The organism is Rhodococcus sp. 1168 (genome assembly GCF_002091955.1).
GTDB lineage: Bacteria > Actinomycetota > Actinomycetes > Mycobacteriales > Mycobacteriaceae > Rhodococcoides.
The window spans coordinates 62,364-83,021 of the sequence record NZ_MKKY01000035.1; the positions used below are offsets into that span (position 1 = coordinate 62,364).

The following is a 20,658-nucleotide window of genomic DNA, read 5'->3' on the forward strand; positions in this document are numbered from 1 at the left end:
CACCTGATCGGTGTCACCGGCACGATTGGTTTCGGACGACTGAAGGAGTATTTGGTGGTAGCAATCGGACATTCGAACCTCGACATTTTTCCACTGGCTCTCGGTGGCAACACCTTCGGCTGGACCAGCGACGAAAGCACGTCTTTCGAGATTCTCGACGCGTTCACCGCCGGTGGTGGAAACTTCATCGACACGGCCGACTCGTACACCGCGTTCGTCGACGGCAACTCGGGTGGCGAATCCGAATCCGTCATCGGGAACTGGACTGCCGCCCGAGGTAACCGCGACGACGTCGTCATCGCCACCAAGGTCGCCCAACATCCCGAGTTCAAGGGACTGACACCGAAGAACATCGCCGCCGCGGCCGAGGCGTCGTTGAAGCGGCTACAAAGCGATCACATCGACGTCTACTTCGCCCATACCGATTCCGGCGACGCCCCACTCGTGGACACGCTCGCTGCGTTCGATTCGCTGATCCAGGACGGCAAGGTCCGGTACGTCGCGATCTCCAACTTCTCGGCCGATCGCATCGCGGAATGGTTGAAGGTCGCACACGACAACGGTTTCGCCGCACCGATCGCCCTGCAGCCGCACTACAATCTGGTCACTCGGAATGCCTACGAATCCGACCTTGCGCCACTCGCCGCCGACAACGATCTCGGGGTCTTTCCTTACTTCTCTCTGGCGTCGGGGTTCTTGACCGGAAAATACCGCGTGCGCGAGGATCTAGAGGGTGGCCAGCCCCGGAAGCAGCTCGCCAAAAGCTACTTCACCGACAAGGGACTCGAGGTCGTCGATGCGCTGAGCGAGATCGCCGACGCTCACGAAGAAGAGATCGCCACCGTTGCGCTCGCGTGGCTGCTGCATCAGCCGACTGTTACCGCGCCTATCGCGAGCGCCAGCACAATCTCTCAGCTGCCCGCGCTGATGGCTGCCCCGGCGTTGACCTTGTCGACCGACGAGCTTGCCCGGCTCGACGCGACGTCAGCGGCCGTGTCCGCGTAGGCAGGCTCTACACCGGCGTTTCAGGCGGTTGCGCGTGCCCGCTTGAAGGGGACGCGAAGTTTGGCGCGAATGTGGTGGATGGTGCCGTCCGGTATCAGGAAGCTTTCTTTTACTGAGACGGTCACCATCCGCTTGCCGCGCAATCCCGCATCGATGAGGAAGGTCGAGTAGACCGTGTCTCCGGATTCGGTGAGTTCGATGTTCCGGATCGCGATGATCGCGCGGTAATAGAACGCATTACCGAGCGCCTTGATCAACCCGGGGCCGGAGAATCCGGTGGTCAACCCGTTCTCTACGCGGCGTGCGTGGGGCGCGAACTTCACTGCGCTCGGATCATGGGAGAGCAAGGAGTCGATGTACGCCCTGGCGATAGCCTGCCGGGGACTGTCCTCTGGCGTGGTCACGATTGCGGACTCTAGCCCCAACGCTTCCCGCTCGGGAACATATCGGCCATCTCCGTTGCTGACCTTTGGGTGTCTCGAGCCCCGGAACGAACAGCGACTGTCGACCAACCAGCAGTGGTCCTCACCGAGCCGACATCGTCCGAGCGACTGAGAGTCATCCTGGTTCTCGGTGCGCTCATCGCGCTGGGCCCACTGACCATCGACATGTACCTCCCTGCGCTTCCGGCGATCGTCGACGATCTGAACTCGTCCTCGGCCGCAGTGCAGCTCACGCTGACCGGAACACTGATCGGATTGGCCCTCGGCCAGCTCGTCATCGGTCCACTGTCCGACATCATCGGCCGTCGGCTGCCACTCATCGTCGGCACAGCAGTCCACGTCGTCGCATCACTGTTGTGCGTCTTCGCTCCCAATGTCGCCGTCCTCGGTCTCTTTCGTGGGCTGCAAGGCCTCGGCGCAGCGGCAGCTGCGGTCGTCGCAATGGCCGTCGTACGCGATCTGTTCACCGGTAGAGCCGCCGCAACCGTTCTCTCCCGCCTGATGCTGGTCATGGGTGTTGCGCCGGTCCTGGCGCCATCGCTGGGTGGGGCGGTACTTCTTGCCGGCTCATGGCGCTGGGTGTTCGGTGTCCTTGCCGTGCTCGGTGTGGCTTTGCTCGTCCTCGCTGTGTTCTCACTTCGTGAATCCCTGCCACCGCAGCGGCGTCGCAGTCGCGGCATCATGCCGGTGGTCCGCACTTACGGTGGCCTCCTGCGCGACGGACAGTTCGTCGTACTCGTGCTGGTCGCCGCTCTCGCGATGTCCGCCCTCTTCGCCTATGTCGCAGGCTCGTCGTTCGTGCTCCAGGAGCAATTCGAACTCGACGAGCAGCAGTTCGCTGTCGTATTCGCGCTCGGTGCGATCGCCCTGATCGGTGCCTCACAGCTCAACGTCGTTCTCCTCGCCCACTTCACACCGGTGCGCATCGTGATCAGCGCGTTGTCGGCGGGCGTGCTCGCCGCCGCAGTGATGGCCGCCCTCGCGGTCGGCGACATCGGCGGAATATTCGGCTTCCTGATCCCGCTGTGGTTCGTCCTCGGCGCAGTCGGATTCGTCATGCCGAACGCACCTGCCCTGGCACTGTCCCGGCACGGTGAAGCCGCAGGAACTGCCGCGGCCCTGCTCGGCGCTGCACAGTTCGGCTCCGGCGCCATAGTCGCACCGGTAGTCGGTGTTCTCGGCAACGATGCCGTGGCAGTATCGGTGACGATGGTCGGTGCCTCCACGATTGCGCTTCTCGCGCTGATTGCAGTAACAGCGAAGACCCCGACCGCAACGACCCACACCGCGACGACCCACACGGTGACGACGACCAGCAAGGTGTGACCGCACATGCCGGAACGAGAACGCGATGCCTACGGTAAACCGCTGAATGCACGCCCCCGTGACGGTTTGGGACGCCCGCTCGCGCGCGATGCAATCGGTGTCGAACGGATCCCGGATGACCTCCGGCTTCCGCCGCACGAGTCCATCGCGAAAGCACAACAATTACTCGATGCCGACATGCCGTTCCATGCCCACGAAATTCTCGAAGGAACGTGGAAGGACTCCCCGGAATCGGAGGAGATGCTCTGGCAAGGTCTCGCTCAGCTCGCCGTAGGCCTGACGCACCTCCTACGTGGTAACGCCGTGGGAGCTCGATCACTGCTTGCACAAGGCCACGATCGTATCCGCGGTTACGAAGTCGATCCGCCTTACGGACTCGATGTGGCGGGTCTGCTCGTGTGGTCGCAAGAGCTGCTGGACCGGCTGAACGACAAAGATTTTCTGCCGTCACCTTCGGCTCCTCGACTTCTCGGTTGACCCCCCCTCGCCAATCGGTCCCGATCTCGCTAAAGTGAGATTAGTTAGGTTAGGCGACACTGAGCGGAAGGCATTCGGTGACAGCACAGTCCGCAGCGGCGCAGGTTCCTTACTGGGTTGCAGTTCTCACTCCCGAAGAACGGCCGTTCGGAAGCCGTCGCACCGATCCCCGGATAGACACGATCGACTCCTCGGTCGTCACGTCCTCTCGTACCCAATGGGCGGGTGCGCATCATCCACCCGCCACCACCCTGCTTGCCGTTCTCGCCGCCACCATCGGTTCGTGGCAGAGCGATCGCTGTCGCAACTGCACCTCCGGAGTGCTCGTCGACATCGAAACCGGCCAATTCGGCAATCGCGACATCGCATCTGAGGATCGTGGTTTCTTCCCGGTTCGCCTCCCGTCCACCGGCGATGTCGACGTACTCGACTCCGAAGTCCGTCGCCGCATCGCCGCGGCCCCCAACGACGGCTTGGACTTCGGCACCGCCAAGCACGTCCTGAGCCCTCCAGTGCTGGCTCGCAGAGCCGGCGCTCAGATTTCGTTCGAGTACGGTGCCGGTAGAGCTGTCCCCGACGACAGTGACCCATTGACCCACAACCTGTCCGTCACCTGCGACGTCGTCGACATCGACGGAGTCACGATGGTGGACACCGAGTTCCGCTGGAACAGCCGAGTCTTCTCCTGCGCGGACGTCGACGACTTCGAACGCTTCTGGGAGAAGACGATCTCGATGTTCCTCTAGAGGCTCTTCAGAAATCGAACGTCCTCGGCCAGCCCGTCGGCGGGTGTTTCGAGGATCACCGGAGCGCCTGCTGCCTCGGCGACCGCGACCAACAGGTCGGCATCGATCTTTCCGTCGGCGAGGTTGGCATGCCGATCGCGCGCAGAGCCGAACTCGTCGCGCGAATTATTGAGGTGAACCAGGTCTATTCGGCCAGTGATGACTTTGATTCGATCCACGACGCCGACGAGCTCTTCGCCTCCCGCCCAGGCGTGGCATGTATCGAGGCAGAAACCGGCACCGAACTCGCCGACGGCGTCCCACAACCGCGCAATGTCGTCGAAGTGGCGAGCCATGGCGAAATCTCCGCCCGCTGTGTTCTCGATGAAGATGGGCACGCCGAAGCCGCCCACCTCCTCCTGGCGCTCGAACAGCTTGCGCCAGTTCTCGACGCCTTTCGTGGTGTCCTCACCATCACGCACGTGACCGCCGTGCACGACCAGACCGATCGCGCCGATCTCGGCAGCGGCCGCAGCCTGCTCGATCACTGCCTTGCGCGAAGGAATTCTGATCCGGTTGTTCAGGCTCGCCACGTTCAAGACATACGACGAATGCACCACGACGTCGATGCTGCCGGCTTTCAAGTCCTCGCCCTGGGGGTGGGGTTCGAGCTTGTTCCACTTCTGCGGATCGGTGAGAAAAAGCTGAACCAGATCGACGCCGAAACTCTCCGCGGAACCGATTGGGTCGGCGGAGTCGCGGACGTGTGCCCCGATTCGCATGTATCCATGATAGGTGGGCGCCCTCAGGGTGTCCCCCGATAGTGAAGACTCCCGAACACTGAAATACTGAACACTATGACTGATATCGCCGCCAGCGCGATCGCCCTGACCAAAACCTACGGCTCCGGGGATACCCAAGTCCACGCTCTGCGCGAGGTGAGCGTGGAGTTCGCGCGCGGCGAGTTCACAGCGATAATGGGCCCCTCCGGTTCGGGAAAATCCACACTGATGCACTGCCTTGCGGGCCTGGACTCTGCAACGTCGGGAACCGTGACGATCGGTGACACCGAACTGACCGACCTGACCGACAAGCAGATGACCGGATTGCGCAGAGACCGAATCGGTTTCGTGTTCCAGTCGTTCAACCTCGTCCCCACCCTGACGGCACTGGAGAACATCACCCTTCCGCTCGACATCGCCGGCCGCACGCCGGACAAGGAATGGTTGGACACCGTGGTGAGCAAGCTCGGGATCGGCGATCGTCTCGATCATCGCCCGAGCGAACTGTCAGGAGGACAGCAGCAGCGCGTCGCCTGCGCGCGAGCACTCGCAGGCCGACCTGACATCGTCTTCGGCGACGAGCCGACCGGCAACTTGGACTCGCGTTCCTCCGGCGAGGTGTTGAGCATTCTGCGCGCCGCGGCCGACGACTTCGATCAGACGGTAGTGATCGTCACCCACGATCCGCGCGCGGCCAGCTACGCCGACCGCGTCGTGTTCCTGGCCGACGGCGCTGTCATCGATCAACTGGCGAATCCAACAGCCGAGACAGTCCTCGACCGCATGAAGCAGCTGGAGACGGTCTGATCATGGCCGCCAATCCCATGCGCAAGGTTTCACTGAGAAATCTTGCCGCACACAAAGTTCGTCTTGCACTCACGGTCCTGTCCGTCGTACTCGGAACGGCCTTCGTCGCAGGTTCGTTCGTGTTCACCGATACCCTGCAGCGCACGTTCTCCTCGATTTTCTCCGACACCGCGGCAGGTGCGGATGTTCGGGTCAGTGCGGAAGAAGCCGGCTCGAGCGGAGTCCCCACCCAGGATGCCGCGACCATGGAGGCCCTACCGAACGTGGCCGCAGTGATGCCCTACGTCGGTGGACAGATCGTCGTTCTCGACAAGTCCGGGGCGACAGTTCAGTCCGGCGGTGCGCCCACCATCGGGGAGGCCTACATCCCCGACGAGCAGCGACTCGGAGCGAAAGAAGACTTCCTCTCCGGTGCCGCGCCCACTGCCCCCGGTGAAGTCGCCATCAACGAGGGTGGCGCAGAGAGGTCCGGCCTCACCGTCGGGGACTCGACGCAGGTCCTCATTCCGGCCAAGGGCACGGTCGATGTCACGGTGACCGGAATCTACGACACCGCGACCGAATCCGGCGGTTATATCGGAGTCCAGTTCCTGCAGAGCCAAGCGAACGAGCTGTTCTCGGACGGCTCGCATGTCCAGTACTACGACGTCGCTGGTAACGATCTCGCGGCAAAGGGCATGACCCAGGCCGATCTACGCGAGGAGATCGCCGCCGCGCTACCGGATGCCAAGGTGCAGACAGCAGACGAGGTACGCGCCGAGGCTCAGGACCAAATCGAATCCGCGTTGTCCTTCGTGAACTACTTCTTGCTGGCATTCGGCGGCATCGCCCTACTCGTCGGCACATTCATCATCTACAACACTTTCTCGATGATCGTGGCGCAGCGAGTCCGCGAACTCGCATTGCTCCGTGCCATCGGCGCAAGCCGCAGCCAGGTCAGCCGCTCGGTAGTGTTCGAAGCGCTCATCGTCGGAATCATCGGTAGCGCACTGGGGTTCGCCGGCGGCGTAGGGCTCGCCTACGGCCTGCGTGCTCTGCTCAATGCCTTCGACGTCGGATTGCCCTCTGGCGCACTCGCTCTCGAACCGAGAACCGTCTTCGTCGCCTTCCTCGTCGGGATCGTCGTGACGGTACTGAGCGCCTACGCGCCGGCCCGTCGTGCCGCCAAGATCCCACCGATCGCGGCCATGCGAGAAGAGTTCGCCTCTGCGGGTGACAGTCTTCGTATGCGCACGATCTTCGGGATCGTGATCGGCGCGCTCGGCGCGGTTGCACTGGTCGTGGGCGCACAATCGACAGGTGGAGCCGCTGCCGGCACCGTCGGAGTCGGAGCCGTCGCCGTCATCATCGCCGTCGCGTTGGCCGCGCCGTCACTCTCGCGTCCGATCGTCGGCACCTTGGGATCGGTGCTCACTCGGCCTTTCGGGGCGATCGGCCGTCTCGCAAGGACCAACTCGGTCCGCAACCCTCGCCGCACGGCCGCAACAGCTTTCGCTCTGATGCTCGGCCTGATGCTCGTCTCCGTCATCGGTGTACTCGGCGCCTCGGCGAAAGCCAGCGTGGACGAGCTCGTCGACACTGGAATCGAAGCGGACTACATCCTGAGCGGACCTCAAGCCATCGGTGTACCCGTCGGGGCAGGTCAAGCCGCCCGCAACACCCCCGGGGTGGACAAGGTAGCAATTCTGCACCCGGTACAGGTGAACATCTCGGGAGAACCCACCTTCGGGGTTGCCCTCGACGGAACTCCCGACGGCTTGTTCGATCGAACGGTCGTCGAGGGCGATCCAGAACTCTCCGGCAACAGCATCGCTGTCTCGCAGTCGGCGTCCAGCGAGAAGAACTGGCAGCTGGGGACCGTGGTGGACTTCGACTCGTTCGACGGTGTACGCGTTCCGGTGACCGTCACCAGCATCTACGAGGACAGTCCTCTGGTCGGTGACTGGCTCGTATCCGAGAGCGTCTACCAGCAGGTGACCCCGAGCATCGTGCGCTCGGACATCGTGGTTCTCGTCGGTGCGGCTGCAGGCACCGATCTCGATGCCCTACGCAGCGACCTCGAGGCGTCGACGAAGCCGTTCGTCGTCGTGCAGGTACAGGATCGCGAGCAATTCAAGGGCAGTCAGAGCCAGCAGATCGATACTCTGCTCGCAGTTCTGTACGGGCTTCTCGCGTTGGCCGTCGTGATCGCGATCCTCGGCATCGTCAACACACTCGCTCTCTCCGTTGTCGAACGCCGTCGAGAGATCGGGATGTTGCGGGCTGTCGGGATGCAACGTGCCCAGGTGCGTCGCACCATCTATCTCGAGTCACTCTTGATAGCGCTGTTCGGTGCCATCGTCGGACTGGTCCTCGGAATAGTGTTCGGCTGGGGTTTCGTGCGAACTCTTCGCGATGAAGGCCTCGGAGTCATGACGGTTCCGTGGGGGCAGGTCATCGGGATGCTGATCGGGTCGGCAATCGTCGGAGTCGGAGCGGCCCTATGGCCTGCCGCCAGAGCTGCGCGCACGCGGCCGTTGGAGGCCATTGCCGACGCCTGATCGTGGAGGCCCGCCTCCTCGTCCGAATGTAACAATGTCATAAGGGTTGCGCATAAAACGACCCTAGGGTTACCTTGTAGCGCGTAAACAGACTCGACGACGGTTTCTAGTCAAGACCCGAATGGGCTGTAGCACTGCAAGGGGGGGCATGTCGCTTCATCCGACCGACACGTCCCCACACTCCGATCTCGCGCCGATGTGCAAACCCGATCTACGGGACACTCTGCTGGATCGGTTGTGCGAGGTCGCCCACGCGCTACCCGACGCGACGGCTCTGGTCGCCGACGACGGCGTACTCACCTTCGACCAGCTTTTGCACCGGACATATGCAGTGGCCCGCAAGATTGCGCACCTGACCCAGGTCGATCGAAGTCCCATCGCGGTGGACGGGCGCAACACGACCGAGTCGATCACGTTGATGCTTGCGGTCATCGCATCCGGGCACTCACTGGTACCTCTCGACTCCAACCTGCCCGAGGCTCGACGCCGGCACATCGTCGAGCAGGCAGCCGCGCTGCGGATGGACACTGCCGACATCTCCGACGCCGAAGACTCGGCTGCACCGCTCCCGACGGTGACCGGGGATCAAGTTGCGATGATCGCATTCACCTCCGGATCGACAGGCGTCCCCAAGGGAGTTCTGCTCAGTCACCGGATGTGCCTGAGCAAAGCGTACGAAGTCAGCTCGGCCCTGGCGCTCAGGCCACGTGACCGTGTTGGGAATGTGCTTCCAGTGAGCTTCGGCGCCGGCATCAACACCCTGTTCGCGGGTCTTCTCAGTGGCGCACAGGTGCATTGCCGCGATCCGCGAGCTGTCCACGCGGACCAACTGGCGGCATGGATCGAGCGGTGCTCCATCACGACTTTGCATTGCTCACCTTCGCTGGTGAGTAGCGTGCGCACGACGCTAGCCACCTCGAACGTGCCGCCTTCTCTTGTAGGCGGGGTACCCGAGAACACAATCCCGTCACTTCGCGTCGTCACCACGTACGGCGAAGCGCTTCACTCTTCCGACGTACGCTTCTTCCGATCCGTGCTCGGTAGTGACTCAACTTTCGTCAACTGGTACGCCACAACCGAATCCGGTGTAGTCGCCTATAACTCCTACAGCGCGGACCAGGCTCTTCCCCACGGGTTCATTCCTGCCGGGCACAGCCCACACGGGAAGATCGTGGAGATCGTCGGAGTAGGCGGTCGGACGCGGAAGTTGGGTGAGATCGGCGAAATTCGGATCTCGTCGCCGGTGTCGGCAGATGGATATCTAGGGCTGGAAGAGTTGACACACTCGCGATTCAGTACTCACGACGCAACTCGCCGATACCTCACCGGAGATTTAGGTCGCATCGATCGGTTCGGGGTTCTTCATCTCGTGGGTCGAGTCGATGATGTGATCAAAGTGTCCGGCTACCTGGTAGAGCCCACGGAAGTCGAAGCGACGCTTCGCACTGTCGACGGGGTGGACGATGCCACGGTCGTTGCGCGCGATGTCGAATCGGGCAAGGAACTTGTCGCATACTTCGTCTCCGAACGATCTTCTGTAGCCGCAGTGCGCGATGCGCTGCGCAGAGACTTGCCGGAGTGGACGGTCCCCACACACATCACGCGGGTAGACAGGATCGACCGGAACGAACGAGGCAAGGTCGATCGTTCGAGACTTTTCGACTCCGAAGTGTTGCCGGAGTCCGCGTCCGACAACACTTTCGATGGGACCACCGAACGATGGATAGCTGACATAGTTCAGCAAGAAATAGGGCTGGAGGAGATAGATCGCGACGCGGATTTTGCTGAGTTGGGTGCCACCTCACTTGCTTTGACCACGATTGTGGTGGGGCTGCGACAGTCCTTCCATGTCGAGATCTCCACCGAAGAACTCGCGCAGGCCATGAACATCCGGAGCTTGGCCCGGACTGTCGATGTCAAGCTTGCCGATGCCGATCTGGACACCGCACGGTCGTCACACGACGGAGTTCTGGTTCCGCTGCGGAGCGAAGGTTCGGCGGCCCCCCTCTTCGTCATCGCGGGAGCGGGCGTACCAGCAGTCGGACTCATCCCTCTGGCCAATCACCTGGACCACGACCGTCCCGTGTATGCGATACAAGCCAAAGGGCTTGGAAGAAGGGCACTTCCGGACCGGAGCATCGGCAGAGCCGCACGTCGATATGTCCGCGAGATCCGCCGGATTCAGCCACAGGGACCGTATCTGCTCGTCGGCCATTCACTCGGGGCATGGATTGCCCTCGAGATGGCTCGCATTCTCGAATCGGGCGGTGACATAGTCGCCGAGCTGATTCTGCTCGACCCTCGCCTGTACCGAACGATGTTGGACAAGCTGTCGGAGGGCAACACCGATTTCGAAGCGGCCCCCGACAGGGCACCGCTCCGTAAACCCTGCCTTCCCGCGCTCGCTCGCCGGGCGGTGTCGGTGGCACTGGCGGGGTTGGTCCGGTTTCCGACCACCGAACGTTGGCTGGCATTCGGCATCATCGGCTACCGAGCACTCGACGCTCATCGACCGAAGCCGTGGAGCGGCCCGGTAACTGTCGTCGTGACGGGCGAGAACACCTCCGATCGACGCTCCTGGGAGACGCTGGCGAACGGCAATCTCGTCATCAGGGAAGTTCCTGGCAATCACATCGACATGGTTCGCGAACCTATCGTCGCCAGAGTTGCCGACATCATCGACGACGCATTGCACAGGCGCAGGCGGCGGGAACGGACAGATCACAGATGACCGACTCGATAGAAAGGCGGCGAAGCCGCAGACCGCTGATGATGTCCATCGCCAGTCATCGTGATGGCTACCAGTCCTCGATGCAGCCTTGTAATGTGACCCAGGACTCGATGAGCTGTCCTCGGTCCCCTGATACGCGTACGTTGGTTTTCGACGCTGTAGCAACGCAGCCGGGAGGCTCTCGACTCATGAACAAGGACTCACCGCGTTACCCAATGGCCTCGGTCGAACTGCACAAAGACGTACTTCGCTATGTCGACGTCGGTGATGGTCCACCGATTGTGCTGGTGCATGGCCTGCTGGGATCGAACGAGTCCTGGGCAGGACAAATCGAACGTCTGTCGGAGCGGTACCGGGTCATCGCGCCCGATCTGTTCGGCCACGGCCGATCCGACAAGCCGTCCGGAGACTATTCACTCAGCTCGCATGCCGCGACGATCCGCGATCTGCTCGAACATCTGAACATCAAGTCCGCGTCGATGGTCGGCCATTCATTGGGCGGCGGGATCGTGATGCAGATCGTCTACCTGTTCCCCGGGTTGGTCGAGCGGTTGGTGCTCGTCAGCAGCGGCGGCCTCGGCACCGAAGTGAGCCTGTTACTCAAGGCCGCCACCTTGCCCGGTAGTGAACTCGTGCTTCCGGTACTGGCGTCCGACTGGGTACGAAAGAACGCCGAGAGCGTCATGGGGCAGTTGAACAAATGGGGGCTGCCGGTGCGGCCGGGTGCGAGCATGGCGGAAACGTGGCGCTCGTTCAAGTCGGTGTCCGACAGACAGACCCGCGAAGCATTCCTTGCTTCGACGCGCGCAGTCGTCGGTCCGCGTGGACAGACGGTCAGCGCCAAGCAGCACTTCGAGAAATTCGAATCGATCCCATCGCTACTGATCTGGGGCGGCAAGGACCGCATGATTCCGGCTTCCCATGCCGACAACATCAGGCGGGAAGTACCGAACAGCCGCGTCGAGATCTTCTCCGACGCAGGACATTTCCCGCAGCTGGACGAGCCGGATCTTTTCTTCCGCGTTCTCGACGAATTTCTCACCGCCAACTCCAAGGTCAAGACAGCACCGACAACAGCAGTGTCGGACTGACGATGTCGTTGTGGCCGATGTTTCCACTCGGCAGCGTGCTGCTGCCAGGGGAGCGTCTTCCTCTGCACATCTTCGAGCCGCGATACCAGGAACTCTTGGCCGCTTGCCTCGCCATGGAGGACCCCAGTTTCGGGGTCGTGCTGATTGCGCGCGGCAAAGAGTCCGGGGGCGGAGATGTGCGCCACCATATTGCAACGGCTGCTCACATCGTCAGCCACGAAGAGGTCGGTGACGGCAGACATTACGTGGAATGCGTAGGGAGCGAAAGACTTCTGATCGACGCATGGCTGGAGGACGATCCCTACCCTCGCGCCGATCTTCGTGTATGGGCCGACGAGAACACGGCCACTCCGCCGCCCGAATCCGAGTTCGCGTCACTGCAGGACAAGATTTCTGCGCTGTACTCATTGATCGGTGAACTGTCGCGGGCCGAAGGTGATGCGCCACCGCCTGATCCGAGCTTCTCCGCTCTTCCCGCCGAGTCGGGTGAGCGCTTGTTCACCCTTGCCGCACAGGTTCCGATGGGGCAGGCCGACCGCCAGGACATCCTGGAGGCACCCGGCCCGTCCGAGCGACTACGGGTACTCGTCGACGCTGTCGACAACGTCACCGACATCGTCAAGTTCAGGTTGAGCTAACCGGCGGAGATGGACACAAAAAAAGAACCAGCACCCGAAGGTGCTGGTTCTTTTCTAACATTGGTAGCGGGGACAGGATTTGAACCTGCGACCTCTGGGTTATGAGCCCAGCGAGCTACCGAGCTGCTCCACCCCGCGTCGGTGTGATACCAACATTACATGCCTCGGCGCGGATCTCCCAATCACCAGGTCAACCACCGACTCTCCAGCCGAAGTGATTGCTCTTGTGAGGCGTTCGGGCGGAGGATGAGAGCCATGAACGATGAGACTTCTCGGATGTTTGCAGCGCCGGCAGCAGGCTACGACCGGCTGATCGGACGCTATCTGCCTGCATTGGCACCGGCATTCGCCGATGCAGTCCCCGTCACGACGGGTATGCGGGTCGTCGACATCGGCTGTGGCCCTGGAGGTTTGACGCGTGAGCTGGTGTCGCGTGTCGGTGCGTCAGGGGTCTCGGCGATCGATCCGTCCGCACCTTTCGTCGAGGCTTGTCGAACCCGCAATCCAGGAGTCGATGTCCGAAAGGGCTTCGCCGAAAGCCTGCCCTTCGACACGGACTCGTTCGATGCTGCGCTGGCAAGTCTCGTCATCGGGTTCATGAGCGACCCGGTGGCCGGTGTGCGCGAAATGTCCCGCGTCACCAGGCCTGGCGGGACGGTAGCGGCTTGTCAATGGGACCGCGGCGGGATGCCCGCAATGCGGATCCTCGGTCAGTTCATGGTCGCCGCAGACCCCACTGTCAGCGACAGGATGAAGCTGACCGGCGACACCGCAGGAGAGATTGCTGCGGTGTTCCGCGAGGCGGGCCTGACCGACGTCGAGGACGGCGCGCTCACGGCCCGCGGCTCGTACGCGAACTTCGACGACTGGTGGGAGCCGTTCACCCTCGGCATCGGCCCGCACGGTGCTTACCTCGAGACGCTCGACCACAGCGGCCGTGAAGTCCTTCGGTTGGCCTGCCTGAACACCTTCGATCGCCCGGAGCAGCCCTTCACGGTGCAAGCACGTGCGTGGTTTGCTCGGGGAACGGTGTAAAACGACGGCTATCGCTTCGTACGCGCAACGGCCAACCCGAGCGCTGCTGCGGTAAGCAGCTCCCAGCAGGTGAACGTATAGATCGACGCGCGCTCCATCACACCCACCGGGCCCACACCGGCGATCAGCAGACCGGATGCAACGAAACCGAGCAACCCGAAGCCGACGCTGCCCTTGGAGTACCAACGCGGGCAGGTCGGAACGCCCGTGCCGACAAGCAGGGCAATGACGTTACCGGCGCCGATCGCGAGGACAGCGCCGATGATGTGTGCATTTCCGTCACCGGCATGGACGACGGCAACGAGCACGCTGCCGAGGGAGTATGCGGCTATCGCTCCGAGATACACCCATCGCCGACGTCCCAGCAGCGACGCCGAGCAGATGCCCGCCGCAAGCACCGAGATCGCGGACACGCAGAAGGCCACGTTCATCAGCCATGAGGTGTCCGATGTTGTCGGCACCCCGAGATCACTGACGGTGTCATAGGCGTATCGGTAACCCTCGGATCGCGAGGCTGTCAACGCCTCGAGCAGCAAGTATTGCAGCGAGGCGAAGGCGAAGAGCAGGCCTGCAGCGCGTGCTTTCCTACGTGGAATGTCGTACTCCTCAGTGCTGGGGACCGATCCGTTCGTCTTCGAGAATGTCTTCCCCGCGGAGGTGGCCGCGTTGGCGCACGCCCGCGAGGTCGACCTGCCGGACTAGCTGAGAGTGAGGACGACTTTGCCTGCGGCGGTTCGATTTTCGAGAGAAGTAATAGCCTCGCCCGCCTTCTCGAGCGGGAACACCGACGGCTCGGGCGCAGTCAGCTTGCCCGAGGCGAGCAATGGTTCGACCTCGGCCCATTGCTGCTTCAGGTAGCCCGGGCGCGTCATCCACCATGCGCCCCAGCCCACTCCCACGACGTCGACGTTGTTGAGCAGCAGTCGGTTGACCTTGACCGTCGGGATCTCACCGCCGGTGAACCCGATCACCAGAATCCGACCCGACGGCGCAAGACTGCGAATGCTGTCGGTGAACCGGTCACCGCCGACGGGATCGACGACGATGTCGACGCCTTTGCCTCCGGTGAGTGTCTTCACCGCGTCCTTCCATCCGTCCACGAGCACGACGTCGGTGGCGCCCGCGGCCCGCGCGATCTCGGCCTTCGCTTCCGAGCTGACGACGGCAATGACGCGCGCAGCGCCCAGAACCGGAGCCATCCGCAGCACCGAGGTACCGATGCCTCCCGCTGCGCCGTGCACGAGAACCGTTTCGCCCTCGGTGAGTCGTCCGCGTTCACGCAACGCAAAATGCACCGTCAAATCGTTGAACAGCAGTCCGGCACCTGCCGTCAGGGAGACGGCGTCCGGAAGCGCGAAGACGGTCTCCGGGGCCACGGCGGCGACCGAGGCCATACCGTCGGACAGTCCGGTCAGGGCGGCGACGCGATCACCCGCGGTGAACCCGGATCCCTCGGGTGCCGACCGAACGATGCCCGCTATCTCGCTGCCCGGCACGAACGGCAACGAGGGCTTGTACTGGTAGAGCCCACGAGTCAGCAGAGCGTCCGGGAAGGCGACCCCGGCGGCGTGTACGTCGATCAGCACGGACTTCCCGTCGTCGACCGGTTCTTCGACGTCGACGATCTCGACCGAATCCGGTCCATCCAGCTTCGTGATGTGCACCGCACGCATGAACTGTCCTCTCGTTGGGAAAAGTCCTATTTCGATCCGGGCGCGAAGCGCCGTGTGACCCACGGTACAAAACCGGTGTGAGGAGTGCCGACCCGGCTGGGGGGGGAGGCCGGGGCGGAGATGGATCGGCCGAGGTGGTCCAATCGAGGTATGTCCACCCCCCTCACCACTGTTATGCCTTCCGGAACCCCTCGTGGCGGTGTCGTCGTAGTTCAGGAGGCGTTCGGCGTCACCGACCACATCGTCGATGTCTGCCAACGATTCGCCGATGCCGGCTGGGTTGCCACCGCGCCCCATTTGTTTCATCGACAACAAACCCAGATCATCGCGTACGACAACATGGACCCTGCCATGGCAGCCATCGGTGCATTGAAGGCCAGCGAAGTCGACTCCGATGTCGACGCCGGATTCTCGGTCTTGGCCGAACTCGGATTCGAGCCACAGCAGACCGCGATCGTCGGGTTCTGCATGGGCGGATCGGTCACCTTCCAGACCGCGGTACGACGCGCTGTCGGCGCCGCAGCGACGTTCTACGGCGGCGGCATTTCGAAGGGACGCTTCGGATATCCGGCAATGTTGTCGGTCGCCGATGCGTTGCAGACGCCCTGGCGCGGGTTCTTCGGCGACCTGGACAAGGGAATTCCGATCGACGAGGTCGAGCAGTTGCGCACCGCGGTGGCGACGTCACCGGTGTCGACCGACATCACCCGATATACCCAGGGCGAGCACGGATTCAACTGCAACGACCGTCCCGCGGTCTACAATCCCGAGGCCGCAGCCGACGCCTGGACGATGACGCTCGAATGGTTCGACGGCCATGTCGCCCACTGAAACCGAGCAGATTCGGTCTTTCTGGACGGACCTGGGATTGCCCGGACTCTTCGATGTTCACACCCACTTCATGCCGAAGAACGTCATGGACAAGGTCTGGACGTATTTCGACTCCGCGGGCCCGCTCACCGGAATGGCCTGGCCGATCACCTACCGGGAGGATGAGGACACGCGTATCGAGATCATGCGCGAGTTCGGTGTACGGGGGTTCACCTCGATGATCTACCCGCACAAGCCGGGCATGGCGGAGTGGCTGAACTCGTGGGGCACACAGTTCGCGCAGCGGGTGCCCGATTGCGTGCACACCGCAACGTTCTACCCCGAGGAAGGTGCCACGCAGTACGTCGAATCGGCAGTGGCATCCGGCGCTAGAATTTTCAAGTCACACATACAGGTCGGGAATTACCCGCCGAACGATCCACTGCTCGACGGCGTGTGGGGGATCATCGAGGATGCGGCGATCCCCGTCGTGATCCATTGCGGTTCGGGGCCCGCGTCCGGAGCACACACCGGTCCGGAATCGATTGCCACGCTACTGCAACGCTTTCCGCGACTTCCGCTGATCATCGCGCACATGGGCATGCCCGAGTATCTTCAGTTTCTCGAGATGGCGTTGCAGTATCCGAACGTGCGACTCGATACGACCATGGCGTTCACTGATTTCTCGGAAGCGTCCTGGCCGTTCCCGAAATCGGGTCGATCGAAACTGATAGATCTTCAGGGCCGCATACTGTTCGGGAGCGACTTCCCCAACATTCCGTATCCGTACTTGGACGCACTGACCGCGGTGGCTCGCCTCGATCTGGGAGACGAGTGGGTGTCGGACGTGTGCTACCGAAACGGCGCGAGCCTGTTTCTGTAGCGAAAGGCTCAGGTCGTCCCGAATGCGCTTATCGCATCGGCTATCCGGCCACCCTGAGCAAACCCCGCTTCGGCGGTGTCGGCCCGCCTGGCCGGATCCGTCGGGTCGACACCCGCGCAGGCCCTACCGTGCAACAAGCCGGTCTGCCGGGCGATTCCGGCAACCCCTCCACCGCCGAGAACCAATGCCGTACGCAACCTGCACCCTTGTCTTTCGTAGCCTGGTAGGGCCTACCGACTCACGCGAGTCTCGGGGTCAGCCAGGCGATCAGGTCGTCGAGGACTCGTTCTTGCTCCGGTTCGTTGAAGATCTCGTGGTACAGCCCGTCGTACACCTCGAGGGTCAGGTCGGTCGATCCGGCGGATTCGGCGATCGAGCGACTGCCCGATACGTCGGCGAGCTTGTCCTCGCTGCCGTGCTGCAGAAGAACCGGGAGCGTGAGGTTTTGCAGCCGCGCGGGATAACTCTCCATTGCGCCGACCAACCCGCTGGCGAGCCCGGCTGGAATCTTGCCGTGGTGGACCAGAGGGTCGGCGTTGTACGCGGCTACGACGGCCGGATCCCGAGACACCGCGGCGGAGTCGAGTTCCTGAACCGGCAAGCTCGGAGCGATCTTGCCCAGTATCTTGCCGATCGGGATCAGAATTTTCGGAGTGCTGTCGCCGAGGACCACCGCGGGGGCGGACAGCATCAGCGCATCGAGCTCGCTTTGGTACTCGAGCGCGTAAGACAGAGCGATCGCACCACCCATGCTGTGGCCGAGCAGGAAACTCCGCATACCTGGGTAAGCCGCATCGGCGATTCGAAAGACCTCGTGCAGGTCCTCGACGAAGTCCGACCATTTCTTCAGTTCGAGCCGCTTGCCACCGGACCTTCCGTGCCCCCGATGATCGGGCGCATAGACGACGAGACCGAGTGTCCCGAGACGCTCGATGACGTGGTGGTAGCGACCCGCGTGTTCACCGAGCCCATGCGAGAGCACCAGGATGGCCGACGGCTGAAGATCTTCGGGGGTCCAGACGTCGTACACGATCTTGGTTCCATGCACTCCACTGAACGATGCCTCGGTGCGTTTCACGTGCTTCTCTCCTCGTCTGCGCCGCTGAACTTCAGCGATCTCGAAAGGCGGTCTTCTGCTCGGAAAAGACGGCGTACCCATCCGATCACGACATGGTGCCGAATTGCATGGGATCGGCTGAGGTGACGTTTGCCGACAGATAGCTGCTACCGTTTTATCGTAGGTTGCTCGGAAGCTTGGCTGATCAATCGAGAGGGCGTGCTCCACCTGCTATGAATGCTCCCTCCGAGGCGCTGCCCGGTGCGCGGTGGCGAGACCCCAAGCGCTACCTGTGGCCGCTCGGTCTGGTCATTCCGCTGAGCCCGTTCTTGGCGTGGGGACTGGTCACAGTTCTGGGCCCAGGCGCATTCTGGCTTCTCGGCCTGTTCATCATGGGAATCCTCATTCCGCTGATCGACGTCTTCGCCGGGGTCGACCGGAGCAACCCACCGCTCGAAGCAGCGCGAGCGCTCGAGAACGACAAGTACTACCGCTGGTGCCTGTACCTACTGATACCGCTTCAATACGCGGGTTTGGTTGCAGCATGCTATCTCTGGGCCTACGGGCCACTCGGAGTTCCCGAGCGGTTGGCACTCGCCGTCACCATCGGGATCGTCGGTGGCGTGGGGATCAATGCCGCTCACGAACTCGGACACAAGCGTGAGAATGTCGAACGGTGGCTGTCCAAGGTCACACTCGCACAAGCGTTTTACGGACACTTCTACGTCGAGCACAATCATGGGCACCATGTTCGCGTCGCCACCCCCGAAGACCCTGCGTCGGCGCGTTACGGGGAGAGTTTCTGGAAATTTCTGCCTCGCAGCATAATCGGCGGCCTCACCTCGGCCTGGAGTCTCGAGCAACGGCGTCTACACCGGGTCGGTTCCACTAAATGGTCCGCCCACAACGACCTGTTCAACGCCGCCGCGATCTCGCTCGTGCTGTTTGCGGTCCTCATCGGGGTTTTCGGCTGGCAGGTTGCGCCCTACCTCCTGATACAGGCACTCATCGCCATAATCCTGTTCGAGGCCGCCAATTACCTCGAGCACTACGGCTTGCTGCGGCAGAAGAAGAGCAACGGCAAGTACGAACGAACCGATCACCGGCACAGCTGGAACAGCGACCATCTCTGGAGCAATCTTTTTCTGTACCACCTCCAGCGGCACAGCGATCACCACGCTCACCCGACCCGTCGCTACCAATCCCTTCGGACCGTCGACGAATCACCGCAGCTCCCAGCCGGGTACGCGGTGATGATCTTCTGCGCACTGATCCCACCACTGTGGCGAAAAGTGATGGATCAGAGATTGATCGACTTCTACGACGGGGACATGTCCCGGATCAACCGCTGACCCGCTACTCGTCGGTCTGAGCCCGAAGATACCGCCCGAAGTGTGGAACGGTGAACGCGATGGTCCCACGCTCGGCGGAGTAGATCAGCCCCTTCTTGATCAATCCGTCACGAGCCGGTGACAACGACGCAGGCTTGCGCTTCAACTCCGTCGCCACGGCCGACGTCGGTACCGAGGTGTCGTCGCTGGACAGATCGGCCATCGCCCGCATGTACTCACGCTCAGCAGGGGTGGCGCGCTCGTAGCGAGAACCGAAGAATCCGACGGCAAGTTCCTCCTCGGCCGTCGGGGCTGCAACCCGCACGTCCTCGGCCGTGATCGGACTTTCGGGCGCCAGATCCCACGTCGCCTTGCCGTAGGCCTGAACGAAGTACGGGTATCCGTCCGCCGCCTCGTAGAGCGCGTCGAGAGCCTCGGTCGTGAATTCCACGTCCTCGCGATCTGCGGGAGCGATCAACGCGAGATCGGCAGCCTTGCGCTCGAGCCGCCCGATCCGGTGGTAGCTGAACAGTCTTTCGGAGTAGCTCTTCGACGCCGACAACACAGCGGGGAGATGCGGAAGACCTGCTCCGACGATAATGAGCGGTGCCGCATCTTGGCTGAGCTCATGGCAGGCCGCGCACAGCGCGGAGATGTCGGCAGGCCCCAGATCCTGCATTTCGTCGATGAAAATCGAGATACCGACGCCGACGTCACCAGCCAGTACCGATGCGTCGAGCAGCAGTTCCACCAAATCGATCTCGATGTCCCCGGAATCTGCCCGGCCGCTGAGTGCGGGAACATCGATACCGGGCTGCCAACGTTCACGCATCCCCTTGTCGGCGGAGGCACGCAAAGCGAAGGCTTTGAGTACACCGAGGAATTCGTCGACTCTCTCCGGATCGCGATGTGCGGCAGCAATGCCGCGAACAGCCATGTGCAGCGCAGACGAGAGCGGTCTACGCAATTCTTGGTCCGGCCTCGCCTCGATCTTGCCGGTTCCCCAGCCACGAGCGACCGCGGCCGAGCGAAGATGATTGAGCAGAACGGTCTTGCCGACGCCGCGCAATCCCGTCAGGACCACACTTCGCTCCGGTTTACCGCGAGTGATCCGCTCGAGCACGACGTCGAACGCGTCGAGTTGCTTCTCGCGACCTGCCAGTTCGGGTGGGCGCTGGCCTGCGCCCGGAGCGTAGGGATTACGCACGGGGTCCATGGGGCCAAGATAACAACCGTCATAGCAAAGTATCGGGACATCTAGCGCGTGTCCTAGACGCCGGTATGGACGGCTAGCAATCTTCTCG

General features: G+C 62.5%; 20 protein-coding genes and 1 tRNA gene. 13 read left to right on the forward strand and 8 right to left on the reverse strand.

Features of this window, described 5'->3' with window-relative positions:
* The first annotated feature begins 54 nt into the window (after positions 1-54).
* Complete coding sequence (locus BJI47_RS04705) at positions 55-1,005, forward strand: aldo/keto reductase (protein ID WP_088942636.1); 951 nt, start codon at positions 55-57, stop codon at positions 1,003-1,005.
* 20 nt (positions 1,006-1,025) lie between these two features.
* Here BJI47_RS04705 and BJI47_RS04710 read toward each other — a convergent pair whose 3' ends face one another.
* Positions 1,026-1,409, reverse strand: a complete 384-nt coding sequence (locus tag BJI47_RS04710) for a hypothetical protein (RefSeq protein WP_088942637.1) — start codon at positions 1,407-1,409, stop codon at positions 1,026-1,028.
* A gap of 114 nt (positions 1,410-1,523) precedes the next feature.
* Between BJI47_RS04710 and BJI47_RS04715 the strand changes: the two genes are divergently transcribed.
* From BJI47_RS04715 to BJI47_RS04725, 3 genes are all read left to right on the forward strand, one after another.
* Complete coding sequence (locus BJI47_RS04715) at positions 1,524-2,774, forward strand: multidrug effflux MFS transporter (RefSeq protein WP_176224678.1); 1,251 nt, start codon at positions 1,524-1,526, stop codon at positions 2,772-2,774.
* Between the two features lie 6 nt (positions 2,775-2,780).
* On the forward strand, positions 2,781-3,251 hold the full coding sequence (locus tag BJI47_RS04720; RefSeq protein ID WP_088942639.1) for a DUF309 domain-containing protein: 471 nt from the start codon (positions 2,781-2,783) through the stop codon (positions 3,249-3,251).
* 77 nt (positions 3,252-3,328) lie between these two features.
* On the forward strand, positions 3,329-3,997 hold the full coding sequence (locus tag BJI47_RS04725; RefSeq protein WP_088942640.1) for a hypothetical protein: 669 nt from the start codon (positions 3,329-3,331) through the stop codon (positions 3,995-3,997).
* Here the strand turns inward: BJI47_RS04725 and BJI47_RS04730 are convergent.
* Positions 3,994-4,758 carry a deoxyribonuclease IV gene (locus BJI47_RS04730; RefSeq protein ID WP_088942641.1) on the reverse strand — a complete coding sequence of 255 codons (765 nt, stop codon included), beginning with the start codon at positions 4,756-4,758 and terminating at the stop codon, positions 3,994-3,996. The two genes, BJI47_RS04725 and BJI47_RS04730, sit on opposite strands and share 4 nt — an antisense overlap.
* A 75-nt stretch (positions 4,759-4,833) precedes the next feature.
* Here BJI47_RS04730 and BJI47_RS04735 point away from each other — a divergent pair, with 75 nt between their 5' ends.
* The 5 genes from BJI47_RS04735 to BJI47_RS04755 all read left to right on the forward strand — a co-directional run bounded on the left by BJI47_RS04735 (position 4,834) and on the right by BJI47_RS04755 (position 12,565).
* Positions 4,834-5,565 carry an ABC transporter ATP-binding protein gene (locus tag BJI47_RS04735; protein ID WP_084345758.1) on the forward strand — a complete coding sequence of 244 codons (732 nt, stop codon included), beginning with the start codon at positions 4,834-4,836 and terminating at the stop codon, positions 5,563-5,565.
* A 2-nt stretch (positions 5,566-5,567) separates the two neighbouring features.
* Positions 5,568-8,105: an ABC transporter permease gene (locus tag BJI47_RS04740; protein WP_176224674.1), complete on the forward strand. Its 2,538-nt coding sequence runs from the start codon at positions 5,568-5,570 to the stop codon at positions 8,103-8,105.
* 148 nt (positions 8,106-8,253) lie between these two features.
* The gene (locus BJI47_RS04745; RefSeq protein WP_088942642.1) at positions 8,254-10,836 is read left to right on the forward strand and encodes a non-ribosomal peptide synthetase; all 2,583 of its coding nucleotides are present in this window, start codon (positions 8,254-8,256) and stop codon (positions 10,834-10,836) included.
* A 188-nt stretch (positions 10,837-11,024) separates the two neighbouring features.
* On the forward strand, positions 11,025-11,927 hold the full coding sequence (locus tag BJI47_RS04750; protein ID WP_088942643.1) for an alpha/beta fold hydrolase: 903 nt from the start codon (positions 11,025-11,027) through the stop codon (positions 11,925-11,927).
* A 2-nt stretch (positions 11,928-11,929) separates the two neighbouring features.
* On the forward strand, positions 11,930-12,565 hold the full coding sequence (locus BJI47_RS04755; RefSeq protein ID WP_088942644.1) for an LON peptidase substrate-binding domain-containing protein: 636 nt from the start codon (positions 11,930-11,932) through the stop codon (positions 12,563-12,565).
* Between the two features lie 61 nt (positions 12,566-12,626).
* Here BJI47_RS04755 and BJI47_RS04760 read toward each other — a convergent pair.
* Positions 12,627-12,703 (reverse strand) — tRNA-Met (locus BJI47_RS04760).
* A gap of 117 nt (positions 12,704-12,820) precedes the next feature.
* Between BJI47_RS04760 and BJI47_RS04765 the strand changes: the two genes are divergently transcribed.
* Positions 12,821-13,600, forward strand: coding sequence for a class I SAM-dependent methyltransferase (locus BJI47_RS04765; protein ID WP_254900388.1), 780 nt, complete (start codon positions 12,821-12,823; stop codon positions 13,598-13,600).
* An 8-nt stretch (positions 13,601-13,608) separates the two neighbouring features.
* On the opposite strand, the gene BJI47_RS04770 is transcribed toward BJI47_RS04765, so the two are convergent.
* Both BJI47_RS04770 and BJI47_RS04775 read right to left on the reverse strand, forming a co-directional pair.
* Complete coding sequence (locus BJI47_RS04770) at positions 13,609-14,196, reverse strand: DUF998 domain-containing protein (protein WP_088942645.1); 588 nt, start codon at positions 14,194-14,196, stop codon at positions 13,609-13,611.
* 102 nt (positions 14,197-14,298) lie between these two features.
* Positions 14,299-15,273, reverse strand: a complete 975-nt coding sequence (locus tag BJI47_RS04775; RefSeq protein ID WP_088942646.1) for an NADPH:quinone oxidoreductase family protein — start codon at positions 15,271-15,273, stop codon at positions 14,299-14,301.
* Between the two features lie 150 nt (positions 15,274-15,423).
* Between BJI47_RS04775 and BJI47_RS04780 the strand changes: the two genes are divergently transcribed.
* Positions 15,424-16,104 carry a dienelactone hydrolase family protein gene (locus BJI47_RS04780; protein WP_088942647.1) on the forward strand — a complete coding sequence of 227 codons (681 nt, stop codon included), beginning with the start codon at positions 15,424-15,426 and terminating at the stop codon, positions 16,102-16,104.
* Positions 16,091-16,966, forward strand: coding sequence for an amidohydrolase family protein (locus BJI47_RS04785; RefSeq protein WP_088942648.1), 876 nt, complete (start codon positions 16,091-16,093; stop codon positions 16,964-16,966). The genes BJI47_RS04780 and BJI47_RS04785 overlap by 14 nt, the downstream gene beginning before the upstream one ends.
* Positions 16,967-16,974: 8 nt before the next feature.
* Here BJI47_RS04785 and BJI47_RS24430 read toward each other — a convergent pair whose 3' ends face one another.
* Both BJI47_RS24430 and BJI47_RS04795 read right to left on the reverse strand, forming a co-directional pair.
* Complete coding sequence (locus BJI47_RS24430; protein ID WP_088942649.1) at positions 16,975-17,163, reverse strand: hypothetical protein; 189 nt, start codon at positions 17,161-17,163, stop codon at positions 16,975-16,977.
* Positions 17,164-17,204: 41 nt separating this feature from the next.
* On the reverse strand, positions 17,205-18,044 hold the full coding sequence (locus BJI47_RS04795; protein WP_088942650.1) for an alpha/beta hydrolase: 840 nt from the start codon (positions 18,042-18,044) through the stop codon (positions 17,205-17,207).
* Positions 18,045-18,256: 212 nt separating this feature from the next.
* Here BJI47_RS04795 and BJI47_RS04800 point away from each other — a divergent pair, with 212 nt between their 5' ends.
* Positions 18,257-19,375 (forward strand): alkane 1-monooxygenase, encoded by a 1,119-nt coding sequence (locus BJI47_RS04800; RefSeq protein WP_088942651.1) that lies wholly within the window; start codon positions 18,257-18,259, stop codon positions 19,373-19,375.
* 4 nt (positions 19,376-19,379) lie between these two features.
* Here BJI47_RS04800 and BJI47_RS04805 read toward each other — a convergent pair whose 3' ends face one another.
* Positions 19,380-20,570: an ATP-binding protein gene (locus BJI47_RS04805; RefSeq protein ID WP_084345769.1), complete on the reverse strand. Its 1,191-nt coding sequence runs from the start codon at positions 20,568-20,570 to the stop codon at positions 19,380-19,382.
* Positions 20,571-20,658: the final 88 nt, after the last annotated feature.

Bases quoted from the DNA above. Each gene is read 5' to 3' on its own strand.
- BJI47_RS04800 (WP_088942651.1), top strand. From the start codon at position 18,257: ATGAATGCTCCCTCCGAGGCGCTGCCCGGTGCGCGGTGGCGAGACCCC.
- BJI47_RS04775 (WP_088942646.1), bottom strand. From the start codon at position 15,273: ATGCGTGCGGTGCACATCACGAAGCTGGATGGACCGGATTCGGTCGAG.
- BJI47_RS04720 (WP_088942639.1), top strand. From the start codon at position 2,781: ATGCCGGAACGAGAACGCGATGCCTACGGTAAACCGCTGAATGCACGC.
- BJI47_RS04785 (WP_088942648.1), top strand. From the start codon at position 16,091: ATGTCGCCCACTGAAACCGAGCAGATTCGGTCTTTCTGGACGGACCTG.
- BJI47_RS04780 (WP_088942647.1), top strand. From the start codon at position 15,424: ATGTCCACCCCCCTCACCACTGTTATGCCTTCCGGAACCCCTCGTGGC.
- BJI47_RS04740 (WP_176224674.1), top strand. From the start codon at position 5,568: ATGGCCGCCAATCCCATGCGCAAGGTTTCACTGAGAAATCTTGCCGCA.
- BJI47_RS04730 (WP_088942641.1), bottom strand. From the start codon at position 4,758: ATGCGAATCGGGGCACACGTCCGCGACTCCGCCGACCCAATCGGTTCC.
- BJI47_RS04765 (WP_254900388.1), top strand. From the start codon at position 12,821: ATGAACGATGAGACTTCTCGGATGTTTGCAGCGCCGGCAGCAGGCTAC.
- BJI47_RS04750 (WP_088942643.1), top strand. From the start codon at position 11,025: ATGAACAAGGACTCACCGCGTTACCCAATGGCCTCGGTCGAACTGCAC.
- BJI47_RS04745 (WP_088942642.1), top strand. From the start codon at position 8,254: ATGTCGCTTCATCCGACCGACACGTCCCCACACTCCGATCTCGCGCCG.
- BJI47_RS04805 (WP_084345769.1), bottom strand. From the start codon at position 20,570: ATGGACCCCGTGCGTAATCCCTACGCTCCGGGCGCAGGCCAGCGCCCA.
- BJI47_RS04735 (WP_084345758.1), top strand. From the start codon at position 4,834: ATGACTGATATCGCCGCCAGCGCGATCGCCCTGACCAAAACCTACGGC.
- BJI47_RS04755 (WP_088942644.1), top strand. From the start codon at position 11,930: ATGTCGTTGTGGCCGATGTTTCCACTCGGCAGCGTGCTGCTGCCAGGG.